The sequence below is a fragment of the Pirellulales bacterium genome, from assembly GCA_035546535.1.
Lineage (GTDB): Bacteria > Planctomycetota > Planctomycetia > Pirellulales > JACPPG01 > JACPPG01.
This window is the reverse complement of the sequence record DASZWQ010000032.1, coordinates 1-25,983: the sequence shown is the minus strand read 5'-3', so window position 1 is coordinate 25,983 and position 25,983 is coordinate 1. Positions and strand designations below refer to the sequence as shown.

At 60.5% G+C, this 25,983-nt stretch carries 29 protein-coding genes; 20 read left to right on the top strand and 9 right to left on the bottom strand.

Annotation, left to right across the window (positions count from 1 at the left end):
* Positions 1-432 precede the first annotated feature (432 nt).
* Positions 433-681 carry a hypothetical protein gene (locus VHD36_04045; GenBank protein ID HVU86465.1) on the top strand — a complete coding sequence of 83 codons (249 nt, stop codon included), beginning with the start codon at positions 433-435 and terminating at the stop codon, positions 679-681.
* A 493-nt stretch (positions 682-1,174) separates the two neighbouring features.
* Here the strand turns inward: VHD36_04045 and VHD36_04040 are convergent, their stop codons facing one another.
* Positions 1,175-1,663, bottom strand: coding sequence for a hypothetical protein (locus VHD36_04040; protein ID HVU86464.1), 489 nt, complete (start codon positions 1,661-1,663; stop codon positions 1,175-1,177).
* 480 nt (positions 1,664-2,143) lie between these two features.
* Positions 2,144-3,154: a hypothetical protein gene (locus VHD36_04035; GenBank protein ID HVU86463.1), complete on the bottom strand. Its 1,011-nt coding sequence runs from the start codon at positions 3,152-3,154 to the stop codon at positions 2,144-2,146.
* Positions 3,155-3,268: 114 nt separating this feature from the next.
* Between VHD36_04035 and VHD36_04030 the strand changes: the two genes are divergently transcribed.
* Positions 3,269-3,796 (top strand): hypothetical protein, encoded by a 528-nt coding sequence (locus tag VHD36_04030; protein HVU86462.1) that lies wholly within the window; start codon positions 3,269-3,271, stop codon positions 3,794-3,796.
* An 89-nt stretch (positions 3,797-3,885) separates the two neighbouring features.
* On the top strand, positions 3,886-4,407 hold the full coding sequence (locus VHD36_04025; GenBank protein ID HVU86461.1) for a hypothetical protein: 522 nt from the start codon (positions 3,886-3,888) through the stop codon (positions 4,405-4,407).
* Between the two features lie 38 nt (positions 4,408-4,445).
* On the opposite strand, the gene VHD36_04020 is transcribed toward VHD36_04025, so the two are convergent.
* The gene (locus VHD36_04020; GenBank protein HVU86460.1) at positions 4,446-5,090 is read right to left on the bottom strand and encodes a HEAT repeat domain-containing protein; all 645 of its coding nucleotides are present in this window, start codon (positions 5,088-5,090) and stop codon (positions 4,446-4,448) included.
* Positions 5,091-5,734: 644 nt separating this feature from the next.
* Here VHD36_04020 and ltrA point away from each other — a divergent pair.
* The gene (gene ltrA / locus VHD36_04015; protein ID HVU86459.1) at positions 5,735-7,075 is read left to right on the top strand and encodes a group II intron reverse transcriptase/maturase; all 1,341 of its coding nucleotides are present in this window, start codon (positions 5,735-5,737) and stop codon (positions 7,073-7,075) included.
* Positions 7,076-7,225: 150 nt separating this feature from the next.
* Positions 7,226-8,356 carry a hypothetical protein gene (locus VHD36_04010; GenBank protein ID HVU86458.1) on the top strand — a complete coding sequence of 377 codons (1,131 nt, stop codon included), beginning with the start codon at positions 7,226-7,228 and terminating at the stop codon, positions 8,354-8,356.
* A 48-nt stretch (positions 8,357-8,404) separates the two neighbouring features.
* On the opposite strand, the gene VHD36_04005 is transcribed toward VHD36_04010, so the two are convergent.
* Positions 8,405-8,932, bottom strand: coding sequence for a TIGR03000 domain-containing protein (locus VHD36_04005; GenBank protein ID HVU86457.1), 528 nt, complete (start codon positions 8,930-8,932; stop codon positions 8,405-8,407).
* Positions 8,933-9,188: 256 nt separating this feature from the next.
* Between VHD36_04005 and VHD36_04000 the strand changes: the two genes are divergently transcribed.
* Entirely contained in the window at positions 9,189-10,838 is a 1,650-nt protein-coding gene (locus tag VHD36_04000; protein HVU86456.1) for a dynamin family protein, read from the top strand.
* Between the two features lie 45 nt (positions 10,839-10,883).
* The gene (locus VHD36_03995) at positions 10,884-11,369 is read left to right on the top strand and encodes a VOC family protein (GenBank protein ID HVU86455.1); all 486 of its coding nucleotides are present in this window, start codon (positions 10,884-10,886) and stop codon (positions 11,367-11,369) included.
* 266 nt (positions 11,370-11,635) lie between these two features.
* On the opposite strand, the gene phnD is transcribed toward VHD36_03995, so the two are convergent.
* Positions 11,636-12,709: a phosphate/phosphite/phosphonate ABC transporter substrate-binding protein gene (gene phnD, locus VHD36_03990; protein ID HVU86454.1), complete on the bottom strand. Its 1,074-nt coding sequence runs from the start codon at positions 12,707-12,709 to the stop codon at positions 11,636-11,638.
* 181 nt (positions 12,710-12,890) lie between these two features.
* Between phnD and VHD36_03985 the strand changes: the two genes are divergently transcribed.
* From VHD36_03985 to VHD36_03970, 4 genes are all read left to right on the top strand, one after another.
* A complete protein-coding gene (locus VHD36_03985; GenBank protein ID HVU86453.1) occupies positions 12,891-13,178 on the top strand; it encodes a hypothetical protein in 288 nt (95 codons plus the stop codon).
* A 144-nt stretch (positions 13,179-13,322) separates the two neighbouring features.
* Positions 13,323-13,856, top strand: a complete 534-nt coding sequence (locus VHD36_03980; GenBank protein HVU86452.1) for a sigma-70 family RNA polymerase sigma factor — start codon at positions 13,323-13,325, stop codon at positions 13,854-13,856.
* Positions 13,853-15,148: a hypothetical protein gene (locus VHD36_03975; protein HVU86451.1), complete on the top strand. Its 1,296-nt coding sequence runs from the start codon at positions 13,853-13,855 to the stop codon at positions 15,146-15,148. The genes VHD36_03980 and VHD36_03975 overlap by 4 nt, the downstream gene beginning before the upstream one ends.
* A gap of 418 nt (positions 15,149-15,566) precedes the next feature.
* Positions 15,567-16,712 carry a TlpA disulfide reductase family protein gene (locus VHD36_03970; protein ID HVU86450.1) on the top strand — a complete coding sequence of 382 codons (1,146 nt, stop codon included), beginning with the start codon at positions 15,567-15,569 and terminating at the stop codon, positions 16,710-16,712.
* Between the two features lie 26 nt (positions 16,713-16,738).
* Here the strand turns inward: VHD36_03970 and VHD36_03965 are convergent, their stop codons facing one another.
* A complete protein-coding gene (locus VHD36_03965) occupies positions 16,739-17,074 on the bottom strand; it encodes a hypothetical protein (protein ID HVU86449.1) in 336 nt (111 codons plus the stop codon).
* 425 nt (positions 17,075-17,499) lie between these two features.
* On the opposite strand from VHD36_03965, the gene VHD36_03960 reads away from it, so the two are divergent.
* The gene (locus VHD36_03960) at positions 17,500-18,150 is read left to right on the top strand and encodes a hypothetical protein (protein HVU86448.1); all 651 of its coding nucleotides are present in this window, start codon (positions 17,500-17,502) and stop codon (positions 18,148-18,150) included.
* A gap of 407 nt (positions 18,151-18,557) precedes the next feature.
* On the opposite strand, the gene VHD36_03955 is transcribed toward VHD36_03960, so the two are convergent.
* On the bottom strand, positions 18,558-18,881 hold the full coding sequence (locus VHD36_03955; protein ID HVU86447.1) for a cupin domain-containing protein: 324 nt from the start codon (positions 18,879-18,881) through the stop codon (positions 18,558-18,560).
* Between the two features lie 156 nt (positions 18,882-19,037).
* Positions 19,038-19,439, bottom strand: coding sequence for a DUF202 domain-containing protein (locus VHD36_03950; protein ID HVU86446.1), 402 nt, complete (start codon positions 19,437-19,439; stop codon positions 19,038-19,040).
* Positions 19,440-19,723: 284 nt separating this feature from the next.
* Here VHD36_03950 and VHD36_03945 point away from each other — a divergent pair, with 284 nt between their 5' ends.
* The 8 genes from VHD36_03945 (at position 19,724) to VHD36_03910 (ending at position 25,508) form a co-directional block, all read left to right on the top strand.
* On the top strand, positions 19,724-21,031 hold the full coding sequence (locus VHD36_03945) for a glycosyltransferase family 87 protein (GenBank protein ID HVU86445.1): 1,308 nt from the start codon (positions 19,724-19,726) through the stop codon (positions 21,029-21,031).
* A 298-nt stretch (positions 21,032-21,329) separates the two neighbouring features.
* Positions 21,330-21,596 (top strand): hypothetical protein, encoded by a 267-nt coding sequence (locus VHD36_03940; GenBank protein ID HVU86444.1) that lies wholly within the window; start codon positions 21,330-21,332, stop codon positions 21,594-21,596.
* Between the two features lie 167 nt (positions 21,597-21,763).
* Complete coding sequence (locus VHD36_03935; protein HVU86443.1) at positions 21,764-22,204, top strand: DUF1569 domain-containing protein; 441 nt, start codon at positions 21,764-21,766, stop codon at positions 22,202-22,204.
* Between the two features lie 63 nt (positions 22,205-22,267).
* Positions 22,268-22,906 (top strand): molybdenum cofactor guanylyltransferase, encoded by a 639-nt coding sequence (locus tag VHD36_03930; protein HVU86442.1) that lies wholly within the window; start codon positions 22,268-22,270, stop codon positions 22,904-22,906.
* Between the two features lie 241 nt (positions 22,907-23,147).
* The gene (locus VHD36_03925) at positions 23,148-23,681 is read left to right on the top strand and encodes an ImmA/IrrE family metallo-endopeptidase (GenBank protein HVU86441.1); all 534 of its coding nucleotides are present in this window, start codon (positions 23,148-23,150) and stop codon (positions 23,679-23,681) included.
* Positions 23,681-24,088, top strand: a complete 408-nt coding sequence (locus VHD36_03920; GenBank protein HVU86440.1) for a hypothetical protein — start codon at positions 23,681-23,683, stop codon at positions 24,086-24,088. The genes VHD36_03925 and VHD36_03920 overlap by 1 nt, the downstream gene beginning before the upstream one ends.
* A gap of 20 nt (positions 24,089-24,108) precedes the next feature.
* Complete coding sequence (locus VHD36_03915) at positions 24,109-24,930, top strand: bis-aminopropyl spermidine synthase family protein (GenBank protein HVU86439.1); 822 nt, start codon at positions 24,109-24,111, stop codon at positions 24,928-24,930.
* A 14-nt stretch (positions 24,931-24,944) separates the two neighbouring features.
* Positions 24,945-25,508 carry a hypothetical protein gene (locus VHD36_03910; protein HVU86438.1) on the top strand — a complete coding sequence of 188 codons (564 nt, stop codon included), beginning with the start codon at positions 24,945-24,947 and terminating at the stop codon, positions 25,506-25,508.
* A gap of 183 nt (positions 25,509-25,691) precedes the next feature.
* On the opposite strand, the gene VHD36_03905 is transcribed toward VHD36_03910, so the two are convergent.
* The coding region (locus VHD36_03905; protein ID HVU86437.1) for a formylmethanofuran dehydrogenase subunit A at positions 25,692-25,983 on the bottom strand (292 nt) is incomplete at its 5' end.

Below are 25,983 nucleotides of genomic sequence, written 5' to 3'. Positions count from 1 at the left end.
ATTCGGGCCCTTCTGTCCATGAAATTGCCGGCGGGTGACGTTACAAGCCTTGATCGAGACTTTCCGTTGCTCGGCTAAACGACTCGGCCTTTCAGCATGTCCGGCACTGACACGTCCGCCGCAGCCTCACGCATCCGGTTCGCCAGGCTGATATAGCCTAGCGTCGTCGAGAACGCCTTGTGGCGCATTTGCGCTGCAGCGCTCGTGCATCGAGCCTCGACACGTTCGATGTCGCGGGGCACGGGGCGCGAGCCTCTACTTAGCTGCTACGCGCCGGCCGCCCGGACGGCTCTCGTCTTGCGCCCAAGCCTGTCGAATGTGTAATGGTCCTGCCAATTTGTCGATCTTTGCGGGAGCAAGCGCTGCGCTTAGCATGGCAGATATCCCGGTGCCGGGGCGGGCGGCCCATTTGTAGAGCTAGGAGGGACGCCCATGTCGAAGCGCCGCCGCACCATTCGTATTGACGGGGTTGTTTATCAACTGACGGTCGAAAATATCGGCCCCCAGACGGCCACCCGTTGGTGCTGCGAGCGCTGCAATTGTTCGGGAAAAACCCGATTGGGCGATGGTTCCGACCGGTCCCTGTCGCTTGCCATGGATGACATCTGGGACCACCACGATTATTTTCACGCCGCGGATCGTGACGCGTCGGACTGCATCGGGATTGCCATCTGCGCGTGAATGCCGACGTCGCAGCCCCCCGTCGTAGCCCCTTGCATAAAGGTACTTGGCGTAACACCCGGGCCCTCGGCCTTGATCCTCGCCGTTCTTGGCGGACTGGCCTTCCTAGCGGCTCGACAGCCGAAGCGCACGGCGCGGTAGAAGCCGGGCATTTCTCCCCGGGGACCTTGCAATTTGCCCTGCGAAAGGCCATGGCGCCGCGGACTGGGTCGACTTTCGACCAGAAATTGGCGACACCTTTTCCGGCGGCCGGTGTTCGTATCCTTAACACGTTTTCCTTGCGTGGTAATGAGCCGGCGAGCATACCGGATATGCCGCCGGCTCATTTTTTTGCCTGATTGTACCGGCGCCATCGTGGAACTGGGCTCAATATCTTGCCCTGACTCTGCGAGAGATTGCTGGGTTTGTCCTGTCAAAGGCTGCGGCTGCGATCCGTGACGGATGCGCACGAAGGATGACGCACAGCGAACGGAGTTTGGTGCGTTGTGTTTCGTCAAGGCCTCCCTCGTGGCGCGCCTTGGCGTTTGGCGGCTTCAATCGCGGCGGCGCGCTCCTTGAGCTCCTTCAGCCGTTGTTCCATTCGGTAAACACCGGGCACCGGTTCGATCGGCTTTAGCTTTAGCTCCAATTCTCGCGCCACGATCGCGACCGACTTCGAGCCGACCACTCGCCTCCGGATCGAAAAGCTGTAAGTGCCGCCGTCGGGCTTCGGTAGCGAGATGCGCACGTACCACACATCGAAAATGAATTCTCCGCCCGGATCGATACCGGTCAGCACCTCGAAGGAAGCGTCTGGAGGAAGTTGGCGCGTGACTGCAATCTGCTTGAACGTCTGAAAAAGCGACTCGGGTGCTTCTGCAAAGTCAGCTCTTTCTGACAATCGTATGACCGCGACTACTTCCCCTTCGGTCAGAGGTGGTTGATCTTTGCCGATCGGATCGGCGAGCGCCCGTTGATTGAATTCCTCGATCGCGGTGCCCAACGATTTGGGCGTGTCGGCACAGGCCGCATTTCCGCCGGCGATCGCCAGAGCCACAATGCAGTTGGCAAGCACAAACAGCGGCGAGCGGATCAGCATTTTCATAACGGGCGCCTTTCGCCGAATGTCACTGCGACGCTGAAAGCTCGCGTCGTACCAAGGTGCCGTTCACACTCGATGCCATTTTGTCGGACGTGCCCGACAATTTGCCGCGATTGCCGGCCGTGGTTTACGTCGTAGCATTTATGCGCTGCCGCCCCATATTGCCCCCCCGGCTATGTACCTCCGGCAGCAATCTCGCCCCGCCGCGGTCTTTTTATCCAAGACTCGCGGCGGGGCGTCTCTTTCTCTCAATGCTTCCGCCGCGCCCTCCGTCGCGCCACCACAAGTAGCGCTCCGCATTGAGACGATCAAATGAGCGGTACAGTGGCAGTTTTTGCTTCGCGGCCTCATTCCAACTTCTGAAAGGGGGCGCGACGCAACCTATTCGTTCGCTTCCCGGCGAACCACAAAGAGAACCCGAACGGGCCGCACTTCTTCGCTGACTTTCAAGCCGGTCTGGGCCACGAAATTGGCCATCACGAGCTGGGGATCGTGATCTTCGGCGCGTGTTTGTTTTGTCATCGGCCTGCGCGCATGGAGATACCACGTAAAGTCGTTCGTCGGCGGGTTCTCCAGATCGGAAACTACTGGCATTTGGATCCATTCCCCTAGCCATTCCAGCATCTCGGAAAAGTGACCGCTACCTCCGCCCGCACCACTGTTGGGCACAGGACTCTTTCCAAAAATATTGATCGTGTTCGGTCGTAAGTTGTAGTCAGCCAGAAGGCGAGCCTGCTTCTCGTCGAGCGGATGGAATTTGTACTCTCCCGTGACGACGAAGGCCGGACGTTCCACCTCGCGAAACTCGAGGCGGATCGGCAACGATAGATCATGCCGCAGGATCTCTTCGAGTTGTTTGACGAGTCGAAAGTCTCTGGTGCCGACGCGGACGATCCAGTCGCCCGTGATCCGCTGCCGCATGAGGTCGTCGGGGCCTTCGATCGCCTGGCCTTTGATCTCGGCAACGAAGTCGAAGATGCCACGGAGGTCGTGACCGCCGAAGTTCATCTTCCATTGTTTGAGACCTCGATCCCGGTCGCTCCAATAGAACAGCATCGCGTCGGGTGGATCATTGATGGCGGCCGCCTGACCGGGATGAGCCTCGTGATAATACTTGGCGCGAATGGGCTCGAAAGGGGGAGCGATCCGCTTGACGTCCTCGCCATCGCCGAGGCGATAACCGTGCTCCTCGGCCATCTGAACCAAGAGCGGCTTCTTGCTGGCCGGCTTGCCGCGCAGGTCGTCGGACTCCTGGCCGTCGTCGTCCGATGAGGACGTCTTGGGCGGGCCAGCGGGGAAAGCATAGAGAAGTGCAGCGCTATGCAGAACAGCCGCGACCGCGATCACCAGTACACCGAATGGGCGAATCCACGGCCGCTGCTGCGCTTTCATATGGATGCTCCGATTAGCAAGCATCGCGATCTGCGTAAAAGTGCAAAGTAGTGCATTGCGCTTGTTGCGACTTTATATTGGCTCTGTCTATTTCTGCGACACTTGGAGGACCAAATGATGTCTACCAGTCTACGTCGCCTGATCTTGGTCGCAACGATTTTCATCGCGTCCGCGCCCCTGCAAGCTTTGCGGTCAACCGCCGCCGCGGCTGACGAGCCAGCCAACCCGGGCCATCTCAAAAAGCTGCTCCTGGAGCGCGCCGAAACCTTGCGCAGCTACGTGGACGCGACGCGGGCCGCCTATGAAACCGACACGATCACGCTCGAACAGCTTCTCGCGGCAAACCAGGAGCTGCTGGAAGCAGAGCTTGAAGTAGCAGACTCGAAAGAGAAAAGAATCGCAATCTATAAAAAGATGGTCGATAACGCCCGGCAGGTCGAGGCCAAGGTCAAAGCCCTGCACGACGCCGGCGCGCGGGGAGGCGAGGCCGAAAAATACTATCACGCCAAGGCCACGCGCTTGCGGATGGAAATCGGGCTGGAACGGGTACGGCTGGCGCCCGAGAAAGATCCGCCGAAAGAGCGGCTCTTGAGAAAACCGGGAGCGACCGACTCATCGCAGTTCCCGATCGCGGTCCGCTAACATCAGGTGACCGGACAAGATCGATGGGCTACCTCCCTCGCAACAGTCGAAGATGGCTTCGCTTTTCATTCTCCACGGCGATCGCCGTCGTGACACTGCTCGCCGCAGGACTCGTCTGGGAACTGAACTACGTGACGGCGCGCCGGGAAGCAATCTTCGAGATCGAGACGCACGGCGGCGGAGTTTGGCTCGCCGATGATCTTGCGTCCGAATTCGCATTTCCGCCCTCGGTCCCCTTTTGGCGAAGTTGGATGGGTGACGTGGCTGTCGCTCAGTTAGTCTTGCCTGTCGATTACCTCGGCCACACCGAGAACAACAAGCGTGTCACGGCGTTGTTTCCAGAAACCGCGCGGCGTGAGAGGCCGCCTTTCGATGTGATCGGCAAACTTTCCGCTGAAGACCTGCGCGAGATTTGGACAGCCGCGATTGCCTACTGCAAAAAGAACGACATCAAAGAGCAGCTTCTGGGCGTCGAGATCGACAAGAAGGGCGAGGTCGAGGTGACCTTCGGCGAAATTCGCGGCCCACTCGACGGCGGTGGAACGATTCTCGACATGCGCAAGAAAAACGGGACGTGGACGGTGGTAAGTCGCGGTTCGTGGGTTTCCTAACTGGCACCACCTGTCACGTTCTCCACTGCTGGCAATCATCAATTTTCTGTCGGCGGAGTGTAGGGCTTGAGCAAGGCCGGGTCGATCGCCTCGTGTCCCTCAGCGACCCACCATTTGTTCCAGGCCTGCTTGTCTTCTTTGAAGTCGTCTTTCGCCAGTCTTGCCAAGGCGGCGCGGGCCCAGAATCGGGTGTTTTGATTTCCATGGTCGACCAGGCTGACCAATAGGGGAACCGCATCGGGCGATTCCTGCCGCGCCAGTGCCGCGACCGCCATCCACTTGGGGCGGCAATCGTAGTCTTTTCCGTCGACGTGGTATCCGCCGACCTTCTCGAGCCCTGGCACCAGCCTGGGGTCTTTCAGAGCGCTCGCCTCGGCCAAAGCCTGGCACAGGTGCCGGCCGTATTCGGCTTCCTCGAAAAGCTTCATCAAATACACGATCCTCGCTTCGCGGTCTGGTGGTGTCAGATCGGCGTAAGCATTTTCATTCAACCACAGGCCACTTGAGCCAAAGGAGCGCGCGGTGTGCAGCACGAATTCCTGCACTTCCGGGTGCGCTTTGCCATAGGACGCCGAGACTTCGGCCGAAGCAGCATCCATGTCGAGCGGCTTTGGCGCCGCCGACATGGTCGTGTTCGCGAGCAACAAGAGCGCGAGACCGAGATGCAATGACGCCGTCTTCATGCGAGCCCCAAAGGTTAGAGGTTGTTAATCCGGCATCCAGGATTGTATGACCTACCTAGGGTGCGATGCCAGCGTAGAATGGCAACATGGTGCGTCCTGATCGAATCGCGATCCGAAAGGAGAGAGATTCTTGCTGTATCCGACTTACGGGTGAGAGTCCCGTCGCGGTAAGCGCCGGAGCGCCGCGTAGCAGGTCCCGGTTGATGGGCGAGAGCCGCATCGGCTGAGCGGGACGTCGAAAGCCTTTAAGGAGGCGATACTGTCTCTGCGAAGGAAGCAAGTTGGCGGGCCTAACATGAAGTGAACCTTGCAGCCTCGTGACATAAGAGCCCGAAAGGGACGGGTGGCCGAGCCGATCATGCCACGGCGAAGGCAATAGACTGCATCCGTGAGGACCGGAGCGATGCAGGACGCCCGCGGGGTATGGAGGAAGGCACGTCAACACAGTCGGATGTGGAACAGGAGAGACCCGTCCTGGCGGCCCACGTTGGGCGAAGGCGGTTGCTATAAGCCGATGGCGAAAGGCAATCGTGCTGGGCGGGAGTCCGAGGGGTTCATAGTACCGTCGATGCCGGCCGACAACGCCGGTAGAGGGAAGGAGCCCTGCTTTGGTCATGCTGGCGTAAGGAGGTAAGCGCGAGGGCATGGTCGCAAGACCCAACAACCCCACTGATAAAGTGCGAGAACTCCAGCGCCGGCTGTACATCGCGGCCAAGCGCAACGAGGAGCGTCGTTTCCATGCGCTCTATGACCGGATCTGGCGGAGTGACGTTCTGCTGGAAGCGTGGAGACGAGTGCGTAGCAACAAAGGGGCTGCCGGCATCGACGGCGTTACGCTGTCGATGATTGAACAGCAAGGCGTGGCGGAGTTCCTGCGAGAACTCGCGGCCATGCTCCGTGAGGGGAAGTATCGGCCGCAACCGGTGCGCCGCAGGTACATTCCCAAGCCAGACGGACGGCAACGGCCGCTGGGCATTCCGACGGTGCGGGATCGCGTGGTGCAAATGGCGGCGAAGATCGTCCTAGAGCCGATCTTCGAAGCGGACTTCCAGCCGAATAGCTACGGCTTCCGTCCGCGCCGCAGCGCCACGCAAGCCCTGGAGGTCATCCGCATCACAGGTGGCCGTGGCCACCATCACGTGGTCGACGCGGACATTCAGGGCTTCTTCGACGCGATCGACCAGGACCTCCTGATGGAGAAACTGGCTGCTCGCATCTCGGATCGACGAGTGCTCAAGCTGCTACGCCAGTGGTTGCGGGCCGGGGTCATGGAGGAAGGCGTGGTGCGAACGACGACTGCGGGCACACCGCAGGGCGGCGTGATCTCACCGCTCTTGGCCAATGTGTACCTCAACGACCTGGATCGCATATGGACGGCAACCTGCTCTCACCTGGGCCAATTGGTGCGATACGCGGATGACTTCGTCATCCTCTGTCGCACGCGCGCCCAGGCCGAACGGTCGCTGGCCAAGGTGCAAGAGATCATGGGTCTGCTGCGGCTCGAACTGCACCCGACCAAAACGCGACTGGTGGAATTAGGACTTGGACGCGAGGGCTTCACGTTCTTGGGCTGCTATCTGCGGATCGTGCGTTCCCGCTTCAAGGGGAAGCCGTATCTGTTCCGATGGCCCTCCCCGCGCGCGATGCAAGCCATTCGCAGCCGACTCCACGATCTCACCCGTCCGCGACGTTGGGCGGGAATGAAAGACATCCGCGAGGTGATCCGGGAATTGAACCCGGTGCTGCGTGGATGGGGCGGCTACTTCCGCACGGGCAACGCTTCGGGAAAGTTCAACCAGCTTGACCAGTACGTCTACCAGCGGCTGTTGCGGCTGCTCGTGCGACGCGGCGGTCAACGACGGAACCGACCCGGTGCGCGCCCCTTCAGTCCGCGGGAGTGGTCGCATCGCCGGCTGGTCCAAGAACACGGCCTTTACCAGTTGCTGGGCACGATACGGTATCCTGGAGGCGCGCATGTCGCATGAGAAGACCATCGGTAAGCCGGATGCGGGAAATTCGCACGTCCGGTTTGAAAGGGGACCTCAGGAAACGGAGCCGGCGCGCCACCGCGCCTGAGGTCTACCAATGAGCGACGAGTCGGAGCGCCCCCGCTATCAACGGCCTTGGTACCGGCCATGAAGCGTTTTACGCTTTCCCAGATGTTCATGGGCGTCGCGGTGCTCGCCCTCCTCTTTGCTCTGGTGCCTGCCGAAGGATGTGGCGAGCCGTATACCAGGATTCAGGCACTATCGTTTTCGCCGGATGGCAAGCGGTTGGCCGTCGTAAAACTCAATTGGCGAAATGCGAACGTGCCACTTAAGGGTTATGCCGCGAATATTGCTCGCAACATCTGCCTGGTCGATGTCGAAAGTGCGACTCCAACAGAGATCGTCGAACGGAACTTCTTGCCAGGCAATCAAGGCCCCGCCTTCGCGGTGCTCCGGCAATGCCCCGACTCACTCGCCTTCAGCGCTGACGGCAACTCGTTGTTTTTTCTCGATGCCAACGCCAGCGAGATTCGCGTCTGCGATTTGAACGCAAAAGAAGTAACCACGTTCGGGCCCGTGACGCAAGCAGCGCACCTGCATTTTTCGCTTTCGCAAGATCGAAGCCTCGTTGCGCAGTCGTCGTGGGGAAGCGGCGTCAGCCTTCTCGCGGCGGACAATGCAAAGCAGATCGAGAACGCTCCGAACATCGCTATCTTCAGCCCCTTCCGGTCCGGTATAGCCTTGTCCGCGGATAATCATTGGGTCGCGATACGCGATCAGGACAAGGTCAAGCTGTACGACGCGACAGCAAACCTGCGCGCTGGGCCATCTTATGACTGTAGTGGCACGGGCGGCTTCGCGTTCTCTCCGGTTGCCGCCCAATTAGCGGTGGCCAGTGACAACAACATCTTGTTCTGTGACCCGACGACGAACGCGATGCGCACTTTCCCGTGCGAGATGGAAATCCGCAACGTGCAGTTCGTGGGCGCGGACAACCTGGTGATCGCAACCGAGCACGGCGTGACGTTAGTCCGCGTTGCCACAGGTGAGGTTGCCGCGCGGCTTAAGCACGACAGTTGGGTCACGGCGCTGGCAACTTCTCCTGATGCCCGAACGGTCGCCATTGGCGACAACCGCGGACACGTGCTGCTATGGGATGCGAAAACCGGCCGGTCGTCGAGCTTTCGAGCCCCAGGCAGAAGCGGCTATCCCTGGACTCTGCCGGCCGGCATCCTGGTCGTGTTTGCGGCCTTCTATTTTTACACGCGGAAGAGGTAGCGCGATACTAAGGTAACGGTTTCGGATGGCCAGCAATCGACCCTAGCGCTACGGCGACGCGGCCACGTCGGCAACTTGCGGATCAGCCGACGCACCAAAGGCAAGGACCACCGTTTGTCCGGCGGCCACCGAGACGGTTTTCTCCTCGCTCACCGATTTGCCGTCGCGAGTGAACTCGGCGCGCACGCGATAGTCATATTTAGAGCCCGGTCGGAGGCCGGCTGAACTGTATTGGCGAATTGCGCCCACGCTCGTTGTCGCCCGACCGTTTACAAAAACTTTAGCGTCCGCGGGCACATTCACGATCAGCTTCATGCCGTCCGAAGCGGTTCGCGAAGTATTGGCTTGTTGTGGATACGGACGCGTAGGGAACGAGGAGAATCCGTTGCCCGTATAGCCGTACACGGGCGGCGCCCACCCACCGGGACCGCCGAACCCAGCGTAGGTCCAAGTGCCATTTCCATAACCTGCGTACCATCCGCCGTAGCCGCCCCCTCGCGCGAAGGCATCTGTGCCTTGGACGAGGAAGCCAAGAACCGCGACGATCATGCCCGTCTTAAGTGTGTCTCGAATCACAGGTGCTAGCTCCAAGAAAGGTATCTTCCGTTTGTTGTTTCGCCGACGAATGCGAGTTTGTTCCGGCGTGCAGCGTCGAAAACGCGGCATTGTAGATGAGGTCGCCGCGCCCTTGCAAACCGGCCATTTGTGGTAGCGAATGCTGTTGAACGCGAGAGATCCGCCTGCGGCAAAACGGGCTCCGAACACTTGCATGGTACAAGCTACACTTCAGCGGTGCTTTCTTGACGTTCGCTCACGCTCTGCTCTTCCTTTCATGCCCGACCCAACCGACCGCTTGCATGTTCTTAAGGAATTGGTCGAGCAGTTCGACTTCAAGTCACTGCGCGACATTGTTCGGGCATGCGAGACACTCGCCCAAGAGCGCGTTCTCGATGTGGCCGTCTTGGGGCAGTTCAAATCCGGAAAATCCACGCTGCTCAATGCGGTGTTAGGAGAGCCGTTATTTCCGGTGGGCGTGCTGCCAGTCACGGCCGTCATCACGCGAGTCTCTGCAGGATCGCAGCGATCGGCGCGGGTCGCTCATCTCGACGGAACTGTCGAGGCTACGCAGCCCGACAAGATCGCCGATTTCGTCAGCGAGTCTCGTAATCCTGGAAACCAAAAGCAGGTCTCTCGCGTCGATATTTCCATTCCCTTCGACGACGAGTGGCAGGGCTTGCGTTTTGTCGACACGCCCGGCCTCGGCAGCATCTTTGCGCACAACACCCAGGCCACGGAAGCGTGGATGCCGCATTCCTCGCTGGCGCTTGTTGTCGTAAGCTCGGAACGCCCCTTTTCGGATGCTGACCGACAGCTTGTCGCGCAAGCGAAGCAAACAGCACCGCGCGTGGTCGTCGTCCTCAGCAAGGTGGACTTGCTTTCCGAAGAGGAGCGCGCCGAGGTATTGCACTTCATCGAGCAAGCGTTGCGCGAAGACAACGACGGCACGATCCCCGTCCTTCCGTTTTCCGCGCGGGTCGATGGGCCGCGATGGCTTGCGCTGCTACGTGAAACGGTCCTGGCGCCCGTTGCCCGCAATACGGCCGGCGAATACGAACGGGCTTTGAGCCTGAAGCTCGACACCGCGGGCGCTGCCTGCCAGGGTTACCTGCGGGTCGCGCTCGCCGCCGCGGAGCGCGACGATGCCGATCGGGAACGCCTTCGTCAGGCGATCTTCACGGAAAGCGTCAGCCAGGCATTGATTCAAGACGAGTTGGATTTGGCAAAAGAGCGCGTCGGCAAACAGAGCCGGCTGGCTTTTGAAAGGGCGTTCTTCGAAGACGCTACCGCCATCGAGCAGCGTTTGCGGCGCGACCTCAGCGAGCAGCTCCGGGCATGGCGCGGCAATTTGGCCGTGCAGAGCAGCCGCTACCGAGAATGGCTGAACGATTCCATGCGCCACGAGCTGGGCCTGCTCAGTGAGCGCGCGCGTTCCGTTGCGGACAAGCTCGTCAGCGATGTAGAGAACCGATTCAAACGCATCCTCGAGGCATTTCGGAACAGGGTCAGCGAGAATATTCAACGCGAAACGGGCATCACGGTGTCGGCGGTTTCCTGGTCGCCCCATCGCGTTGCGTTACAAGAAATGCCGGTCTCGATCAGCCACCCCTTCATGACGAATTGGGAGCTGCTTTGGTGGTTGTTGCCCATGAGCGTTGTTGGCGGACTCTTTCGCCGACACGTGATCAATCGTATTTCACGAGAAACGGAGAAGAATCTCGCGCGGCTCGTCAGCGAATGGACCAGCGTTTTGGAACACGCGATCACGAATCTGGAATCGCAGGCCGTCGCTTGGGTAAAAACCGAGATCAGCACGCTCACCGAGATTGTGCAGCAATCACCGACGGCCGCGCCGCAGCTTCGGCAGGCGATCGAGAGATTGTTGTCGACAGAACGGCCCGGCGAATATCCTTTCATCCCGTAGCCGGTCCACTCGGCGATCGCTAGAATGGCCGACGGAGGATTCCTCATGGCCAAGCCAGCAAAAAATACGATCTGCCTTTGGTACAACGGCGGCGCCGAAGAAGCGGCGCAGTTTTACGCCAAGACGTTTCCCGATTCGTCCGTCACGGCGGTCCACCGCGCGCCGGGAGATTATCCGGCGGGCAAGAAAGGGGACGTGCTGACGGTCGAGTTTACCGTGCTCGGCATCCCTTGCCTGGGGCTCAACGGCGGACCTGCCTTCCAGCACAGCGAAGCGTTTTCGTTTCAAGTCGCGACAACCGACCAGGCCGAAACCGATCGCTACTGGGATGCGATCGTCGGCAATGGCGGCCAGGAGAGCGCGTGCGGCTGGTGCAAGGACAAATGGGGATTGTCCTGGCAGATTACCCCGATCGCGCTCTCGAGAGCGATCTCGAATCCCGACCCCGCGGCCGCCAAGCGGGCTTTCGAGGCGATGATGCAGATGAAAAAGATTGACGTCGCCAAGATCGAAGCAGCCTGCCGCGGTTGAGCGGCAACGTGCGCGCATGTGGCAAGCTGACGGCGCGAATACCTCCCCTCCCTGTCAGGGGAGCGTCAATTCAGCTAGAAACTTGTCGTGAATGATTCCGTCAGAGCGCACATCGAACAGGTGGACTTGATGGGTTGCCTCACGCCTTGACCCTCACCCCAACCCTCTCCCTGGCAGGGAGAGGGAGCATTGATCATCCCTCTCCCTGCGAGGGAGAGGGATTCGTTGCCGCGCGATCGCACGCGACAAAACGAAAGACACAGTCGCTACTGCGGCGCGTAGCCCGCTCCCATGGCGTCATCGATGCGACGCACCAGTGCCCAATCGTCCTTGTAGCGCACCGGCACAAACGCCGTGACGCCTGAGGGCGAAAACTCCCGCTCGAGTCCCGTGCCTGCCCAATCAAACGCTTTGAACGTGTGCGTCACTTTTTCCGCCAGCTCGGGCGCCAGGTTGTAGACGTAGCCGAGCGCGGCAGGCGGAAAGCGCTCGGATTCGTAGATCACGCGGTACTTCGAATCATCGATTTCGCCGCGCGACGCCGCCCGGGCGAGCATGTCGCTGGCCGTAGGGGCCGCCTGGTATTTACCGCTGGCGATGCCCTGGATCGAGGCGTCGTGTCCATAGGTGAAAACCCATTCGAAATCGCGCTGCGGTAACAGGTCGAAATCATTCATCAGCAAAAGCAGCGGCGCCTTGTAGCCGGAATTGCTCCCCGGCTCCGTCAAAGCCAGCCGCTTGCCGCGTAGATCGGGCACGGCTTTGATCGTGCTGCTGCTGGGCACGATAATCTTCACCGTGTAGCCAAACGTTCCTTTGGCGTCTCCCAACGTGACGACCGGCACGAACCCGCACTGGTTGACGGCGGCGGGCACATTGCCCGTGTTGACGCCTGCAATGTGCAAGCGGCCGTCGCGCAGTGCGTCGAGCTGATCTTTGATACTCGCCAGGTCGAGGTATTCGACCTTCTTGCCGATATTGGTCGCTAGCGCCGCGAGAAACTCCTGCCAAGTCGCGTGTTGCCGATCGGAATCCTCGCCGCCGACATAAGAAAAATAGAGGGTATCCGGCGCGACGAATTGCGCGGCGTCCTTCGGCGCGTCAGCCACCAGGTCGGCATCGGCATCCTGGAACCGTTCGTTCAAGCGGTTCTTGGTCGGCTTGCCGAGCCCCAGCGTGCCGAGCAGCATCCGCTCGCCCTTGGCCTGTGCGTCCGATTCGTACGCCCGATACTTGTAGGCCCAAAAGGCGACGGCGGCGAGAAAGACGGGAAGCAATGCGATCGCCACGCGCTTCATCGAGAACGAAGGCGCCGGTTTCGAAGGATCGATGCTGGACATAGCAAATCGCCGTCAACGAAAGGAGGAAGAGGACCGCCAGTGTGCAGCGTAGAACTGCCGGCCGATATTTCAAGCGCCACGCAAAGAACTAGCGCAAGGCTAACAGGAATCTTGCAATCCCCGAACAGGGCTATAATGGACGGTCGAGATGCCATGATGGACATGCAAAGGAGAGACTTCGATGCCAGACCAATTCGAAGGCCGTGTGCGCGCCGCAGCGATCGCAGGCTGGTGGGTGCTCTTGGCCGCGGTGGGCTTGCTGACCGCTAGCTGGCTTGCGTACCTGGCGGCAATGGCAAGCCATCCCGAATGGCTGAAAGACATCTGGGGGCCGGACGTGACTTGGGACTACGTCGAGAATGTCTGGTTCTGGGCGATGGCCGCCTACAAACTGATCCTCTGGTTCTTCGTGCTGCTCGTCTTGTGGCTGACGCTATGGGCGAGGCAGTTGCGTAAGCATTTCGGCTAGGTACGTGCCGACATAACTGGCATCGGCGAGCGGATTCTCATAAATCTCGACGCAAGCGGCGAAATTCCGCGCTCATTTTCTTTCCTCCGCGTCACTAATGGGGTGAAAATAGGACGTTTCAACCCTTTGGCGGGATACACTCCGTTGCCAAGCTCCGACGCCGAACTCGTTCAGGCTGCCTGCGCTGGCGATATCGACGGATTCCGCAAGCTATACGAGCGCTATTACAAGATGGCGGTGGGCATCGCCCGCAGTCGGTTGAACGACCAACATTTGGCCGAGGACGCCGCACAAGAGGCGTTCGCGATTGCCTGCCGCCGGCTGTCCTTACTTAGGAACACCAGCCGATTTCCCGAATGGCTGGGGACGATCTGCCGGCGGGTGGCCACGAAAATGGGGCGGTCGCGCAACGGGCACATCCAAACGATGACTGCGGACCCCATTGCGCAGACCGATAACGATACTGGTCCGGGCGAAGAAATACACCAGGCACTCGATCGACTCTCGGACGCGGAACGCGAAATCCTTTATTTGCATTATTTCAGTGGACTGTCGTACGACGAGATTGCCGCTGCGTTGGGAATCTCGCACCAGGCCGTTCACGGCCGCTTGCAAAGAGCGCGGCGCCAACTGGCAAGCAAACTCGCGACACTCGATACCGAAGGGCGATACCGATGAACCGTTTTTCGGAAACCGATCTCGAGCAACGATTGCGCACTTCGCTCGGCACCGCGCCCGCGGCAGATTTCGACGCCTGGTTGCATCGCCATGGTGATGTCGTGGCGTACCTCGATCCGGGCGCGGCACGCGCGTCTCGCCGACGACGGCGGTGGATCGTGCGGCTCTCGACCGCGGCGGTCGCGGCCGCAGCGCTCGTCGCGCTAGCTGTCATGTTTCCTTCGCGCCAGGAATCCTCGGCACTCGCGGTCGAAATTCTCGACCGAGCGACGACCGTTACATGGACCTGGACTACTTATGAACGCGTCTACAGCCGAGACGGAAAGCGCACCTGGCTGCACAAGCGACGCTCGGAAAGAGCTTATCAATCGCCCAATCGATACCGCGAGACACGATTCGACGACGACGGCTCGATCCGGTCCGTCGAAATCGTCGACGCCTCTACAAACAAAGCGTTGCATTTGGATATGAAAGGCAAGAAGGCCACGTGGGGTGAGCCGACCAATCAGTACAGCACGGGCGGCCCCTTCGCTTCGGTGAAGGAGATTTTGACGGAGAGGCCGATCGAATTCGCGGGACAGAGAGATTTCCACGGCACGGTGGCGAACGTGTTTCGCTATCGGCGCCCGAATCAATTCCCGGCATGGAAAGAAACCGTCGATATTTGGCTGAACGCTAAGAATAAGGAGCTGCTGCGCGTTTGCGATCCGGGCCTGGAAGGTTTTGATCCGGAAGCGGAGGATGCCCACCCCGGCACGGCGGAAGAGGATTTCTCGAAGGGCGAGCTGCTGGGGTCCGTCCAGGATCATATCGTGTTCAATCCTCAGCTCGATCCCGACTTGTTTAACCAAACGCCGCCCGAGGGTTTTGAAGTGACCGTCGCGCCGCCGCGTCCTACGGTCAACGAGGCACAAATGATCGAGTGGCTGGGCGCCACGGCTCGCTTCAACGACGGCATGTTCTACAAGGACGCCCATGGCTTTGGTTACGAGCGCTACAACGAGGCCGCGACCAAGGATAAGAAAGATCGAACGGAAACCGAGAAGACGTTTCTCGACATTCATTACCCTTATCTGGCCAACGGCAACGGCTGGGTCATTCCGTCGTTCGCCAATGAATACACCGTTGGCGGAAGATATCGATATCTTGGAGCTGGAGCCAGGCTTGGCGACGCCGGTCGAATCGTTCTGTTCTACAAACTGAGGAGCACAGGCAAGTATCGCGCCGTGTATGGCGACCTGAGCGTCAAAGATGTCGAGCCCGAGGAGCTTCCGCTGCCTGTCGACGACTGACGGTGCAACGCTCATGGCTTTTCGTGGCGAGCACTTCACCAATGAAAAGGACCGCGGGGAATGCCCGAGAGCCTGTGCAAATCTTGCCAACACGTCCGCGAGGTTGTCTCGGGCACAGGTTCCCGATTTCTGCTCTGTCGGTTGTCGGCCACCGACCACCGCTTTCCGAAGTATCCCGCCCAGCCAGTCGTACAGTGTGCAGGGTATGCGAAAGCGACAACCGGCGGATCATGATGCAGCAGGCACCGCCTAGGCGCGCATGGCTAGTCGTGCCCGAGCCATGATCTATTCACTCGCTCAAACTTCGAGGACATGATATTGCTAAGCGGTAGCCCAGCGTGGAATTCGCAGGTGGTTCTCGCTGGTAGTCACGGCAGCTCAAGGGCACACGAATATGGCGGCTCGCGCGCGAAACGTGATGCGATTCTCCTTGGCCGCAGCGATCACGGCAGCAGTTTGCCTTTGCGCGCGCGCCGTTGACGCCGACGAAACGCGGGGCCTTGTCGTGCGCGGCACCACGGTCGACGAGCTCGTGGCGTTCATCCAGCAGGCCAAGGAGCAGAGGCCGGCCGAATCGCCCGCAGCGGACATGGCGCGACGCACGGCACAGCAGCGATCGATCGTCGTGGCGGCCGATCGGATTTTGGCCCTCGAGCCCGACGATGCGTCGGCCACCCGGGCGTGGGAAGAAAAGCTCGACGCACTGTGGCAGCTCGTGACATTTGGCGCCGACGGCGCGGCGGGCGAATTGCGAGAGGCGGCAGAAACGATGCAGGACGATCCCCATCGGGGAGTGAGTCGCCGTGCGGCATTCCTGCTTTCGTGGTATCGTGCGGATCAGCTACGTGCCATCAAAGACCCGGCCGCGCGCCAACAGGAGGCCGTGCAAATCATGGCCGAAGTGGGCAAGCAGCTTGCGAGGGCCGATACCGACCCTCGGCTCATTACGCTCGCCGCAAAGTTGCCCGAGGATCTGGAGCCACTGTCCCCGCGGCTGGCTTTGCAAGCGTCAGTCGATTTTGGCGCCGCGCTTGGCCAGCGCGACGATGTTCGATCGCGACGAGCCGCCGACCACCTGGCCGGTCTCGCCAAGCGTTGGCAGATGCTGGGGCAGCCCGTCCGGCTGGTGGGTGAGCTGCACGGCGGCGGTCGTTTTAATCCAGACACGCTGCGCGATCATGTGGTCTTGGTCGATTTCTGGGCCACCTGGTGCGCGCCCTGCGTGGCGGAGTTGCCGGCGCTCAAGGGTCTGGCCGCCCGGTTCGGTGACCGCGGATTGAAAGTCGTGGGGGTGAGCCTTGACGAAGATCGGGAGCGGCTGGCCGATTTCGTCGCTGAGCAACGCCTCGCTTGGCCAATCCTTTGCGATCCGCCCTTGGCCGGCGGCACATCGCACGCGCTGGCCGATCAACTGGGAGTGAAGACGATCCCCATGATGATCTTGATCGGCCGGGACGGCCGTGTCTTGCGTCTGGGAACGCGCGTGGCGGACTTTGCCGACCAGATCGAAGCGCTACTAGCGACGGCCGATGCCGATGCTCTTCCCCAGAAGCCGCAGCGATAGTCCGCCACGATCCGCCGTGAACAGCTTCACATGACCAATTGATGATCCCGCTTGTTCGCAGGCTCGCGCCGGGCATATTCCTCGGCAGACTCCTCTTCGATGACGGTGCTGATGCGGCGCTCGAGAAGCTGTTGAGCATCCGCCTCTTCTCGTCGTTTCCGGCGGGCCAAACGCAACCGGTCAGCCACGTTCAGGCCAACCGCCGCCGTGAGTCCAAAGGCGCCCCAATCGCGCCAAGCGGTGACCCATTCGGGCCCCATCCTGGCGCCCCAAGCGGCAGCCAGCATGCAGACACTCAGCCACGCAATCAGCGCCGAGGTGGCACGGGCCGGCCGCGCCTGACAATCCTGCTGGGTTTCCATAAGCCTTGTGCCTCATCGAAGCGCCCGGGTCGCGGGCCGGGCTTTGGCTAGCACCCTAAGAAAAGCTGGCCTTTTATCCGGCCGTTGTCAAATCCAACACCCCTCGAACTCGAGAAATCGGGGTCGGGTAGGTGCGATGGCGCCGGTTCAGCAATGGTCTTGCTGGTTGATTGTCGGCCATGCAGCAACTGTGTTTTCGCCTGTCGAGCAGCGGGCCGATGCGACAATTCCCTGGCAACGCGGTCACAGAATGCTCTCCTTTCACGCGTGCGCGCTTGCATCGAGATTCCACGGATCATTTTGGCGTGCCATTTGCTTTTCGCAGGGCATGCGTTTTTTTTGAACGCCACCGTGCAGGCGGCGTTGTCGACGCTTGCGAGCGCGATGGCGGTATCTAAGAGATCTCGAAAAAGGAGGGTGTCTGTATGCGACGAACGAGCATAGCAATCGGACTCGTGTTGATGGCCGCGTGCGCTTCGTGGGCGCAAGCGCAGGTCGTGGGACCCGCGCGGCGCGCGGCGGCGGCCGCGGGCGATGCCGTCGGAGCACCGGGAGTGGGCGCTCGCATCGAGAATCGCGAGGCCCATCGGGCCGCGGTCCGTGCGGACGTGAATCCTGACGCCGCGGCGCGCCAAGACGCCCGCATCAACAATGCTGACCGTTGGCGCTACGTCAACCACAGGAATCAGTGGTGGTACTACACACCGCAAAACTCGTGGATGTACTACCGTAACAACCATTGGACTGCCTACGATCCGGCGACGTATTCGAACCCGCGGTACACGACCGGCTATCGCGGCAATCGCTTCTATAACCGGCGCAATTACGTCCCGTCGCAAAACGTAGCGCCCATGGGGCCGGCCGCGCAGAACGGCGCGAACCTTGGCGCCGATATCGGTAACACCGCGGCCGGGCCCGCCGGGGCGAATCGAGGCGCGGCGATAGGCGGCGCGGTCGGCAATACGATCGATGCCGCGCGCGGCACCGCACCGGCCCCTGTTCCCACGCCGGCGCCGAATCCGGCCCTGGTGAACCCGACGATTCCACCGAACGCGCAGCCCGGACAGCCGCCGTGACGAAGTACGCAAATTGTGCGGCCTGGCGTTACTGCGTCTCGAGCGATAATAGGCCCGCGGTCGGGTGCTTCCGACCGCGGATTTTAATTCGCTCGATGGGGCGTCGCGCACTCGGCAACACGTCCCGCACGAATCCGCTCGAGGATCGCGGACGGCGCCCAGATGCCTCGCGAAAACGTCCTCCCGCGCTTTTTCTCCAGAACGACCCAATGTTCGTCCGCGCCCTTTACGCGCCGCGTGAGCGCGGCGTCGCCGGACGGCACTAAGACCCAACCGGCGGGAACGGAGAGCGTTTTGCCCTCGGCGCATCGAACGGTGGTCGGCCTGCGACCGGGCGAGCAGATTCTGGAAGTCCTTCGCGACGTGGGCAATGTGCGGGCGGCGTGCCGGGAGTCCTGAATTTGCAACTAGGGCGCGCCCCAATGTACCGCAACCCAGACCGTGGGCCGATGCGGATCTGTCCACTCGACGCGATGCCGCTTGTGCGCGGGTATGTGCAGATAGTCCCCGTTGCGCATTTCGACAACGCCGTCGTCAAAGCGCAGCCGGGCCGCGCCTTCGACGAGCATGACCCATTCGTCCGTGTCCTGGTCGTACCAGAAGCCCCGAGGTGAGTTGTGCCCCTGCGAGACGATGCGCTCGATGCGGACATGGGAAGCTTGGACCAAGATCTCGATGAACTCACCAGGGAGGTTCGAGGGAACTTTGGCCAGGATATTGGAGGATTCCATTTCTCGCGTTCCTGTCAACTGCGGAATACTTCGATGAGAAAGCCGACCTCGTGCCGATCATTTTCCGCGTCGATCTTCACAGACTCGATGGCCTGTCGGACCTGCTTCGCACCAGATTGGTAGCGGTTCGCGCCCGTCTGGCCGCGACGCGAGAATCTACCGCCCGTCGTGCAAGCCGAAGATCAAATAGATCGCCACGATCACTCCCAATAGCGCCAGCACCAGCGCCACGATGTTGCCCAGCGCCAGTGGCCGAAACCTTAGCGGCTCGCCCCGATCCAAGCGCGCGACGTCGTGGTAGTGCTTGAATGCCGCGCACACGTTGACGGCCACTCCCAACAGCACGAGCGCCGTTCCCACCCACAGCGACACCCCCAATCGGCGCTCCACAGGTTCGGCTTCCATCGAGGCGATTTCCCGCAGAAACAGCCCGAACCGGGCCACGACAAAACCGAAGCCCATCATTGCCAGGCCGGTACGGACCCAGGCCAGCAGGGTTCGTTCGGCCGCGAACAACGTGCGTGGATCCGCCACCGGTGCCATTTCTTCAGGCTTCACAACGACCTCCTATCTCCATCGAGCGAGCAGCTTGTTATTCGCCCGCGGCGGCGGCGGACCGCGCTGGTCGAGTGCCGGCCGGCCCGATCGATCGCTTCCGACGACGCTCCAGGACGGGCATCATGCTAGCATCTGCGGGCGGCGCGGAACGCAGAAATTTTCGGCAGTTGCGGTTGCCGGCCTGGACGCCAGGACGTAGTTTTGGGCGGCTTGCCGGCGGGCGCGGCTTGCAACATGGGTCCGCCAACCAGCATCGCCGTCCTCGTCGCGCCAGGGAACTATCCATGGAGGGATCTTCCGTTTTCGCAGAGTCAGGCCAACCGCGCGTGCCGCGCACCGTGCGCTGGCTGGTCCGCGGCGTTCTCCTCGCGCTGTTCATCGCCGAATTCGTGAATTGCGTCTTCTTTTGCGATCACGATTTTCTCTGGCATCGCAACTTCGGCCAGTCGTTCATCGACGACCAACTGTATGTCTACACGGGGCAGCACTACCTGCCGGCGCGGGCCATGTTCGACGCCGCCACGGCCTGGATTCCCTACCGCCTTGACCGTGCGATCTGGTTTCTGGCGATGTGCGCAGGCGTTGCCTGGTGTACCTATTTCTGGTCGCGGATCGGCAAAGAGAAAAACGAGAACTGGATCGGGCCGATGGCCGTCGCGGTCGCCATCGCGGCTTCCTACATTCATCGCGACCTGGCCGAGTGTGGGTTGCAGATCTTCCTGCTCTGCCTGCTGACGGCGGCGCTAGCCGCGCTTCTGCGGAACAAGCCGTCCCGAGCAGGCATCTGGCTGGGCCTGGCGACACTGTACAAGGTAATGCCCGTCCTCTTCTTTCCGTACCTGCTGTGGAAGCGGCAATGGAAGGCGGCCGGCTGGATGGTCGCCACGGCGTGCCTGGTCAGTCTGCTGCCCGCCGTGCGGCTGGGCTGGCGTGAAAATCTGGCCGCCCACGGGAAATGGCTGCGCACGGCCGCCGCGCGCCTGGCTATCGAAGATCCTTCGGAAAATGGCATCGAGGAGCCGGCCTTGTGGAACCGTTCCTTGCCGCTGGCATTGGCCCGGCTGGTGCAATATTACCCGCCAGGTCACTCGCTGCACGTCGAAAGCCCGGGCGACTTGCGGATTGCTACGCTCGAGCCGCGGGCGGCGAAACGCTTCGTGCAGATTTCGCTGCTGGCGCTCGCGGCGCTTTTGGCCTGGCGCTTTCGTCATCGGGCCGATTTTGCGGACGGCGGCGCCGCGATTGCCGGCGAATGGGCCATGGTGTGTGTGCTGGTCGCCGAGTTGTCGCCCTTGTGCTGGTTGCACCATCTGATCTTGGCGATGCCGGCCATGCTGCTTTTTGCGCAGACGGCAGCCGCCGGCCGTGCCCACCGTTGGCAATGGGCGACGGCCGGCGTGGCCTCGCTTTTGATCCTGCTTGTCCATCGCGGCTTACTCGGCGAATCGGTCTGGAGCGTCGTAAGCGCGATCCATCCGCATACGCTGGGCTGTCTTTTGATCGGGGCCGTGGCTCTCTCGCCGGGCCGGGCTGGGCCGAAGCCATGTGCGGCCGCCGAGCCGATGAACGCCTTGCTGCGTCACGCGGCTTAACCACGACCGTGCGAATTCCAAGGCCCGCTGGCGGCGAAAAGAGAGCCCTCGCGGCGTCCGCCCCCTGCGAGAGCTACAAAATCCGCCGTCGGGGTCTGCGCCCCTGGAAGCGGCGCGAGAAATCCCCGGCCTCGCAGCGGCCGGCCACAGAAGTTATCGACGGAGAATTTCTTGGCAGTTCTCCCGCGCTCGCCACCCCCTTGACCCCTTTTACGATTTTGTATAATGCCGCGCGCGTTGAGGCTCATTTATCCTTTTTTGAATCGAGGATGCCAGGCTTTTCGGGGAGCCATGACAAATGCCGGACTGGGTCATTCATCAGCAACACGGGAAACTGACTTACGAGCCCGCCAATTATGACATCGACCTGCGGGCAATCACGAGCCGTGACGATGTCAAGGTGGCCATCAATCGCCTCAAGCGCGAGCCGTTCGCCACGGAGCAGATCGTTCATGACGCTCAGGAAATGCTGGCGAACTTTCTGGTCTGGGTTCAAGCACAGCAAAGGGTGAAGCGCGTGCGCAGCTCCGCCGACTTTAGGCAGCACGTGAACGGCACCGGTTGACACATTCCGCGGTAGCCCCCTCCGGGGCCCGAATTCCGCCAGGAAACCCGGTAGCAATCGCATGATGTTGTTCGCGCTAAAGCGAAACCGGGATCCTGTTGCCTCGCCTGTCCTATCTGCAAGAATGAGGCGGCGGCGAAGGTTTTGGATGTTAGGGGAATCCGCACATGACGACGCGACGCCGGCTCAGTTTCCAGAGTCTCGACGAAATCATGCCCGAGGTCGAGCAGCTATTGAAAGGCCACGCCGTGGCCGGCCAGTGGACGCTCGGGCAGATTTGCAATCACCTGGCAGGCGCGATCCGCTCGACCGCGCGGCCCGCTTCAACCGTTCCTGCCGCGACGCCCGAACAGGCGGCACTCAAGGAGCGCTTCTTTGCCGCGGGCGTGTTTCCCGACGGTCGTCCCTCGCCGGCCCCCTTTGTGCCCAGCGCCGATCTCGACCTGGCCGAGGAAGTGACCTCGTTGGCCCGCGCCATCGAACGATTTCAAAATGCGACCGGCCCGTACCCGGCGCATCCCTACCTTGGTCCGCTGTCGCGCGAGGAGTGGGTCAGATTCCACGCCATGCACGCGGCGCATCACTTGGGCTTTGCCGCGCCGCTATAGTACCGGCGTGCGGCGCGCTTGCCCGCGGCTCGCCTGACTCTCGAATCGAACCCGCGAACCGTCATGAACCTTGTCGGCGTCGTACTCTGTGGCGGTCGCAGCTCGCGGATGGGACTGGCCAAGCCATCGCTGCCGTTTGGCGACGAAACGTTGCTCACGCGCACGGTGCGAATCGTCGCAGGCGTGACGGAAAGGGTGATCGTTGTCGCCGCGCCGGGACAAGAAATGCCGCGGCTCGCGTCAACCATCCAGGTCGTACGCGACGAGAGCGAGGGACGCGGCCCGCTCGAAGGTATGCGGGCAGGCTTGTCCGCCGCGGGTCGTGACTGCGCAGCCTTCATCACCGGCTGCGACACGCCCTTTTTGCTGCCGGCCCTTATCGAGCGGATGGCGAGCCTGGTGGGCGAACAGGAAATCGCGGTTCCCTGGATCGACGGCTTTTATCATCCGCTGGCCGCCGTCTATCGCTCGACGGTGGTCCCGGAGATCGAGGCGCTCTTGGCCGCCGACCAACTGCGTCCGACATTTCTCTTCGAACGCGTCCCGACACGACGCGTCACGGCCGACGAGTTACGCGACGTCGACCCGCAATTGGCCAGCCTGCGGAATCTGAATACGCCCGCCGATTATCTGGCGGCACTTGCCGATGCAAACTTCACTGCGCCCGCAGATCTGGTGCGAGCGTTTGGCAACCGGAAGTAGCGGGTTCACCTTCCGAGGAGCAGATGCTAGTTGACGCCCCGATTCATAGTCGCCGTTGCGCGCTCCGCAGCATTCGGCGCAAGCGGTGCGTGAGCGGAAACGGTCAATAGAAAATTGTAGGCTGCGGACGGTTTTGATACGCTGCTAGCGGCGACTAAACCGGATCGGCCTTGCCATAATGTACTCATGTACACCATACTAGGCCGCGACTCGTCATGACACGCCGAAGCCGGGATACACGATGACTACCCAAGCGACGACGCCGTTTATCGCACAGGCTGAGATTGAGAAACGCGCCGCCGACGTTCTGCGAACCCACGGTCTCTACTCCGTACCGGTTGATCCCGTCACCCTCGCGAACCGGGAAGGGATCAAGGTTCACAATGCAAGATTCTCCGACGAGTCCCTTTCGGGGATGATTTCGAAGCGCGGTGATGCGGTGACGATGCTGGTAAACCAATCTGACCCGCCATACCGCAAACGGTTCACCATTGCCCATGAGTTGGGGCATCATTTTCTTCATTTGCTTTCAGATGGAGATTTTGTTGACTCAACCATTGACCTCTTTCGCGAGAACGACTCCGGCGCCGATGCTCCTGTTGACCAACGCCGGCCGGAGATTCAGGCGAACCAGTTTGCCGCTGCACTTTTGATGCCCGCAGATCTTGTACGGCAGGAATTCAACCGAACTCAGGACTTGCTTGAGCTCGCGAAGACGTTCAACGTATCCGAAGCCGCAATGGGCTTTCGTCTTTCACGCCTTGGGCTCGTCTGATGGATCAGCAGATTGCGTTACCGCCCAATCTAAGCGCTCAAGTGGTTGCGGTCGGGAACGTGGTCACCGCAGCGGATGTTGATTCGTTCGGTCGCCTACGGGACATTGAGGACAAAAGCCACAAGCTACGAACGATCCTACAGGCGTGGGAAAAGCAACACACGGAGGAACGGAAGTTACGGAAGAACTATGCGTGGGGCCTCCTCATCGCCCTTTTCGTACAATTGGGCCTTGTAAATGTAGCGTTTTTTCTTATCGGATATGGTGAATTGACACTGCCCGAGTCAGCCATGAATACGTTCATCGTGTCCGTATTCGGAGAAATTGCGGCAATGGCGTTTATTGTCACCAAGTACCTTTTCCCGAAGACCGGATCAGAAATTCTTGCACTTATTGAAAAACTATAAGTGTCCAGAAAGGGCAGCGGATGGCGCATCATATTGACCTGCGCAAATGCCTTAACGCAATTTCGGACGTGGTGAACAATCGCCCGCATGCGCTACGTGAGTTCGACCAAATATTTATGAAGACCGCTGACATGCTGTTGCAAGCAGAACATGTCAGCCGGTGGTTTAGCGGTAGGAGAGTAGTCTTTATTGGCGACGGCGATGCAATCGGTCTTTGCTTGGTCCACTTGCACCAACGGGAATTGCTTGAGCATGGACCAAAAAGTGTCCACGTGCTCGACTTCGATGAACGAGTAGTCCTGTCTGTTCGCGGCTTTGCGGCGCGATACGGGATCGCGGATAGGGTTACGGCCGAGCTTTATAATGTGGCGTTTCCGCTCCCGGTCCAACATTGGCGCGGCTACGACGGCTTCTACACAAATCCGCCGTTTGGCGCGAGTAACGATGGCCGTAGCATTGAGGCGTTTCTCCTACGAGGATTCGAGGCTGTAACGACAAACGGCATTGGGTGTGTCGTGATCGCGGATGATCGCGAGTTCCCTTGGACAAGGAGCGTCCTTTTTTCGACGCAGAGCTACGCACTGTCGCAAGGGTTCGTCATTTCTGAGCTGGTACCGGAGTTTCACCACTACCATCTGGATGACTCGCCGGACCTACGATCGTGCAGCATTGCCCTTACCTGCCACACCAAGAGGAACGATGCCTATGCGAGCGAAGCTTTGCCGAAAGCCTATTTAGACAACTTCTATGGAAGGAATTCGCCACTGCGGGCGAAATTCGTGCGTGACCGCACGGCCGGCGGAAAGCGACCATCAAACGATCACGAAATTGAACCGCTTTAGTAGGAGACTACAGGATGTCCACCGTCGCCGTACCGCAAGCATTCGTTTTTATGAAGGTCGGAAACCATGCTGGCGAGACGTTTGAGCAGATACTAGAGCGCAAAAATAAGGAGTTTTCCAAGGCCGGAAAGATTTTTTGGGGCTACGGGGGGTCTGCGTGCCATCCAATAACGCAAGTCCAGCCATTTGCCAAAGGTGTGATGCAAAAGCACGGCTCAGTGTATTTGTTGATGGAGCCAATTAACTCGAAGGCGGATCCGGAGGTCGTTCCTGCTACTGAGTATTCGGAAGATGGAGTTATCTGGAAGCCGATACCCAAAGGAATTGAGGTTACAGGGTCCCGGTACGCGCTGGTGTTAGACGAGATCGTTCCGGGCGATTTGGACGTGTCACCGGATGAGTTCGTTGTTGGCGTCGGCCCTAGTCGTGGAAGGAGGGCCGTCGATTACCTGCAAGGCCGTATAGATAAGGCTTGCCTTTGCAAGGAAGAAGGCGCGCCTCCACAAAAACCCAGCGCGGCGAAGCAAATTAAGTTCATGGCTAAGCTACTCGATCCGTATGCCGTCCTGCTAAAGTAGCTTTGGCCGTCGTAATCTGTTCGCTTCAGCTCGACAAATAAACTTCTACCTGAGGGCCACCACCGGGGAGTTTCGACTAGCCGCAAGCATCCGGCGCGAAGCAAGATTCAACGCGGCCCCGCAGACAACAGACGTCCGGATGAAAGTGAGTTCCCGCTGCTGGGGCCGGCGCGCTGCTACTGGTCACCGCCCCGCGCACGGCACGCATTCGCTCGCGTGCAAGTAATCGAGCGACACCGGATAGTTACGAAAACGGATCGTGTAGAACTCGTCGAACCAGTGGGCGATGTCGCGCTCGGCGTCTTCGTCGTATTCCGGCGACACGTACAGCGATTTGCCTTCGACCGGATCGCGCACGTCCCCCTCTTCGACCACGACGCGACCGGCGTGGATCACGTAGCGCGGCAGTTCGAACATCGTTTCGCGGTTGTCGTCGGGCGTGTAGATCGTGACATCGGCGTCGGCCCCCACGCCC

Excerpts from the sequence above, each read along its gene's own strand:
- VHD36_03930 (HVU86442.1), top strand. The coding sequence starts at position 22,268 with ATGAACCTTGTCGGCGTCGTACTCTGTGGCGGTCGCAGCTCGCGGATG.
- VHD36_04030 (HVU86462.1), top strand. The coding sequence starts at position 3,269 with ATGATGTCTACCAGTCTACGTCGCCTGATCTTGGTCGCAACGATTTTC.
- VHD36_03920 (HVU86440.1), top strand. The coding sequence starts at position 23,681 with ATGGATCAGCAGATTGCGTTACCGCCCAATCTAAGCGCTCAAGTGGTT.
- VHD36_03960 (HVU86448.1), top strand. The coding sequence starts at position 17,500 with ATGCGACGAACGAGCATAGCAATCGGACTCGTGTTGATGGCCGCGTGC.
- VHD36_04020 (HVU86460.1), bottom strand. The coding sequence starts at position 5,090 with ATGAAGACGGCGTCATTGCATCTCGGTCTCGCGCTCTTGTTGCTCGCG.
- VHD36_03910 (HVU86438.1), top strand. The coding sequence starts at position 24,945 with ATGTCCACCGTCGCCGTACCGCAAGCATTCGTTTTTATGAAGGTCGGA.
- VHD36_03945 (HVU86445.1), top strand. The coding sequence starts at position 19,724 with ATGGAGGGATCTTCCGTTTTCGCAGAGTCAGGCCAACCGCGCGTGCCG.
- VHD36_04045 (HVU86465.1), top strand. The coding sequence starts at position 433 with ATGTCGAAGCGCCGCCGCACCATTCGTATTGACGGGGTTGTTTATCAA.
- VHD36_03955 (HVU86447.1), bottom strand. The coding sequence starts at position 18,881 with ATGGAATCCTCCAATATCCTGGCCAAAGTTCCCTCGAACCTCCCTGGT.
- phnD (HVU86454.1), bottom strand. The coding sequence starts at position 12,709 with ATGTCCAGCATCGATCCTTCGAAACCGGCGCCTTCGTTCTCGATGAAG.
- VHD36_03925 (HVU86441.1), top strand. The coding sequence starts at position 23,148 with ATGACTACCCAAGCGACGACGCCGTTTATCGCACAGGCTGAGATTGAG.
- VHD36_03975 (HVU86451.1), top strand. The coding sequence starts at position 13,853 with ATGAACCGTTTTTCGGAAACCGATCTCGAGCAACGATTGCGCACTTCG.
- VHD36_04010 (HVU86458.1), top strand. The coding sequence starts at position 7,226 with ATGAAGCGTTTTACGCTTTCCCAGATGTTCATGGGCGTCGCGGTGCTC.
- VHD36_03965 (HVU86449.1), bottom strand. The coding sequence starts at position 17,074 with ATGGAAACCCAGCAGGATTGTCAGGCGCGGCCGGCCCGTGCCACCTCG.
- VHD36_03915 (HVU86439.1), top strand. The coding sequence starts at position 24,109 with ATGGCGCATCATATTGACCTGCGCAAATGCCTTAACGCAATTTCGGAC.
- VHD36_03940 (HVU86444.1), top strand. The coding sequence starts at position 21,330 with ATGCCGGACTGGGTCATTCATCAGCAACACGGGAAACTGACTTACGAG.
- VHD36_04035 (HVU86463.1), bottom strand. The coding sequence starts at position 3,154 with ATGAAAGCGCAGCAGCGGCCGTGGATTCGCCCATTCGGTGTACTGGTG.
- VHD36_03995 (HVU86455.1), top strand. The coding sequence starts at position 10,884 with ATGGCCAAGCCAGCAAAAAATACGATCTGCCTTTGGTACAACGGCGGC.
- VHD36_03935 (HVU86443.1), top strand. The coding sequence starts at position 21,764 with ATGACGACGCGACGCCGGCTCAGTTTCCAGAGTCTCGACGAAATCATG.
- VHD36_03985 (HVU86453.1), top strand. The coding sequence starts at position 12,891 with ATGCCAGACCAATTCGAAGGCCGTGTGCGCGCCGCAGCGATCGCAGGC.
- ltrA (HVU86459.1), top strand. The coding sequence starts at position 5,735 with ATGGTCGCAAGACCCAACAACCCCACTGATAAAGTGCGAGAACTCCAG.
- VHD36_04000 (HVU86456.1), top strand. The coding sequence starts at position 9,189 with ATGCCCGACCCAACCGACCGCTTGCATGTTCTTAAGGAATTGGTCGAG.
- VHD36_03970 (HVU86450.1), top strand. The coding sequence starts at position 15,567 with ATGCGATTCTCCTTGGCCGCAGCGATCACGGCAGCAGTTTGCCTTTGC.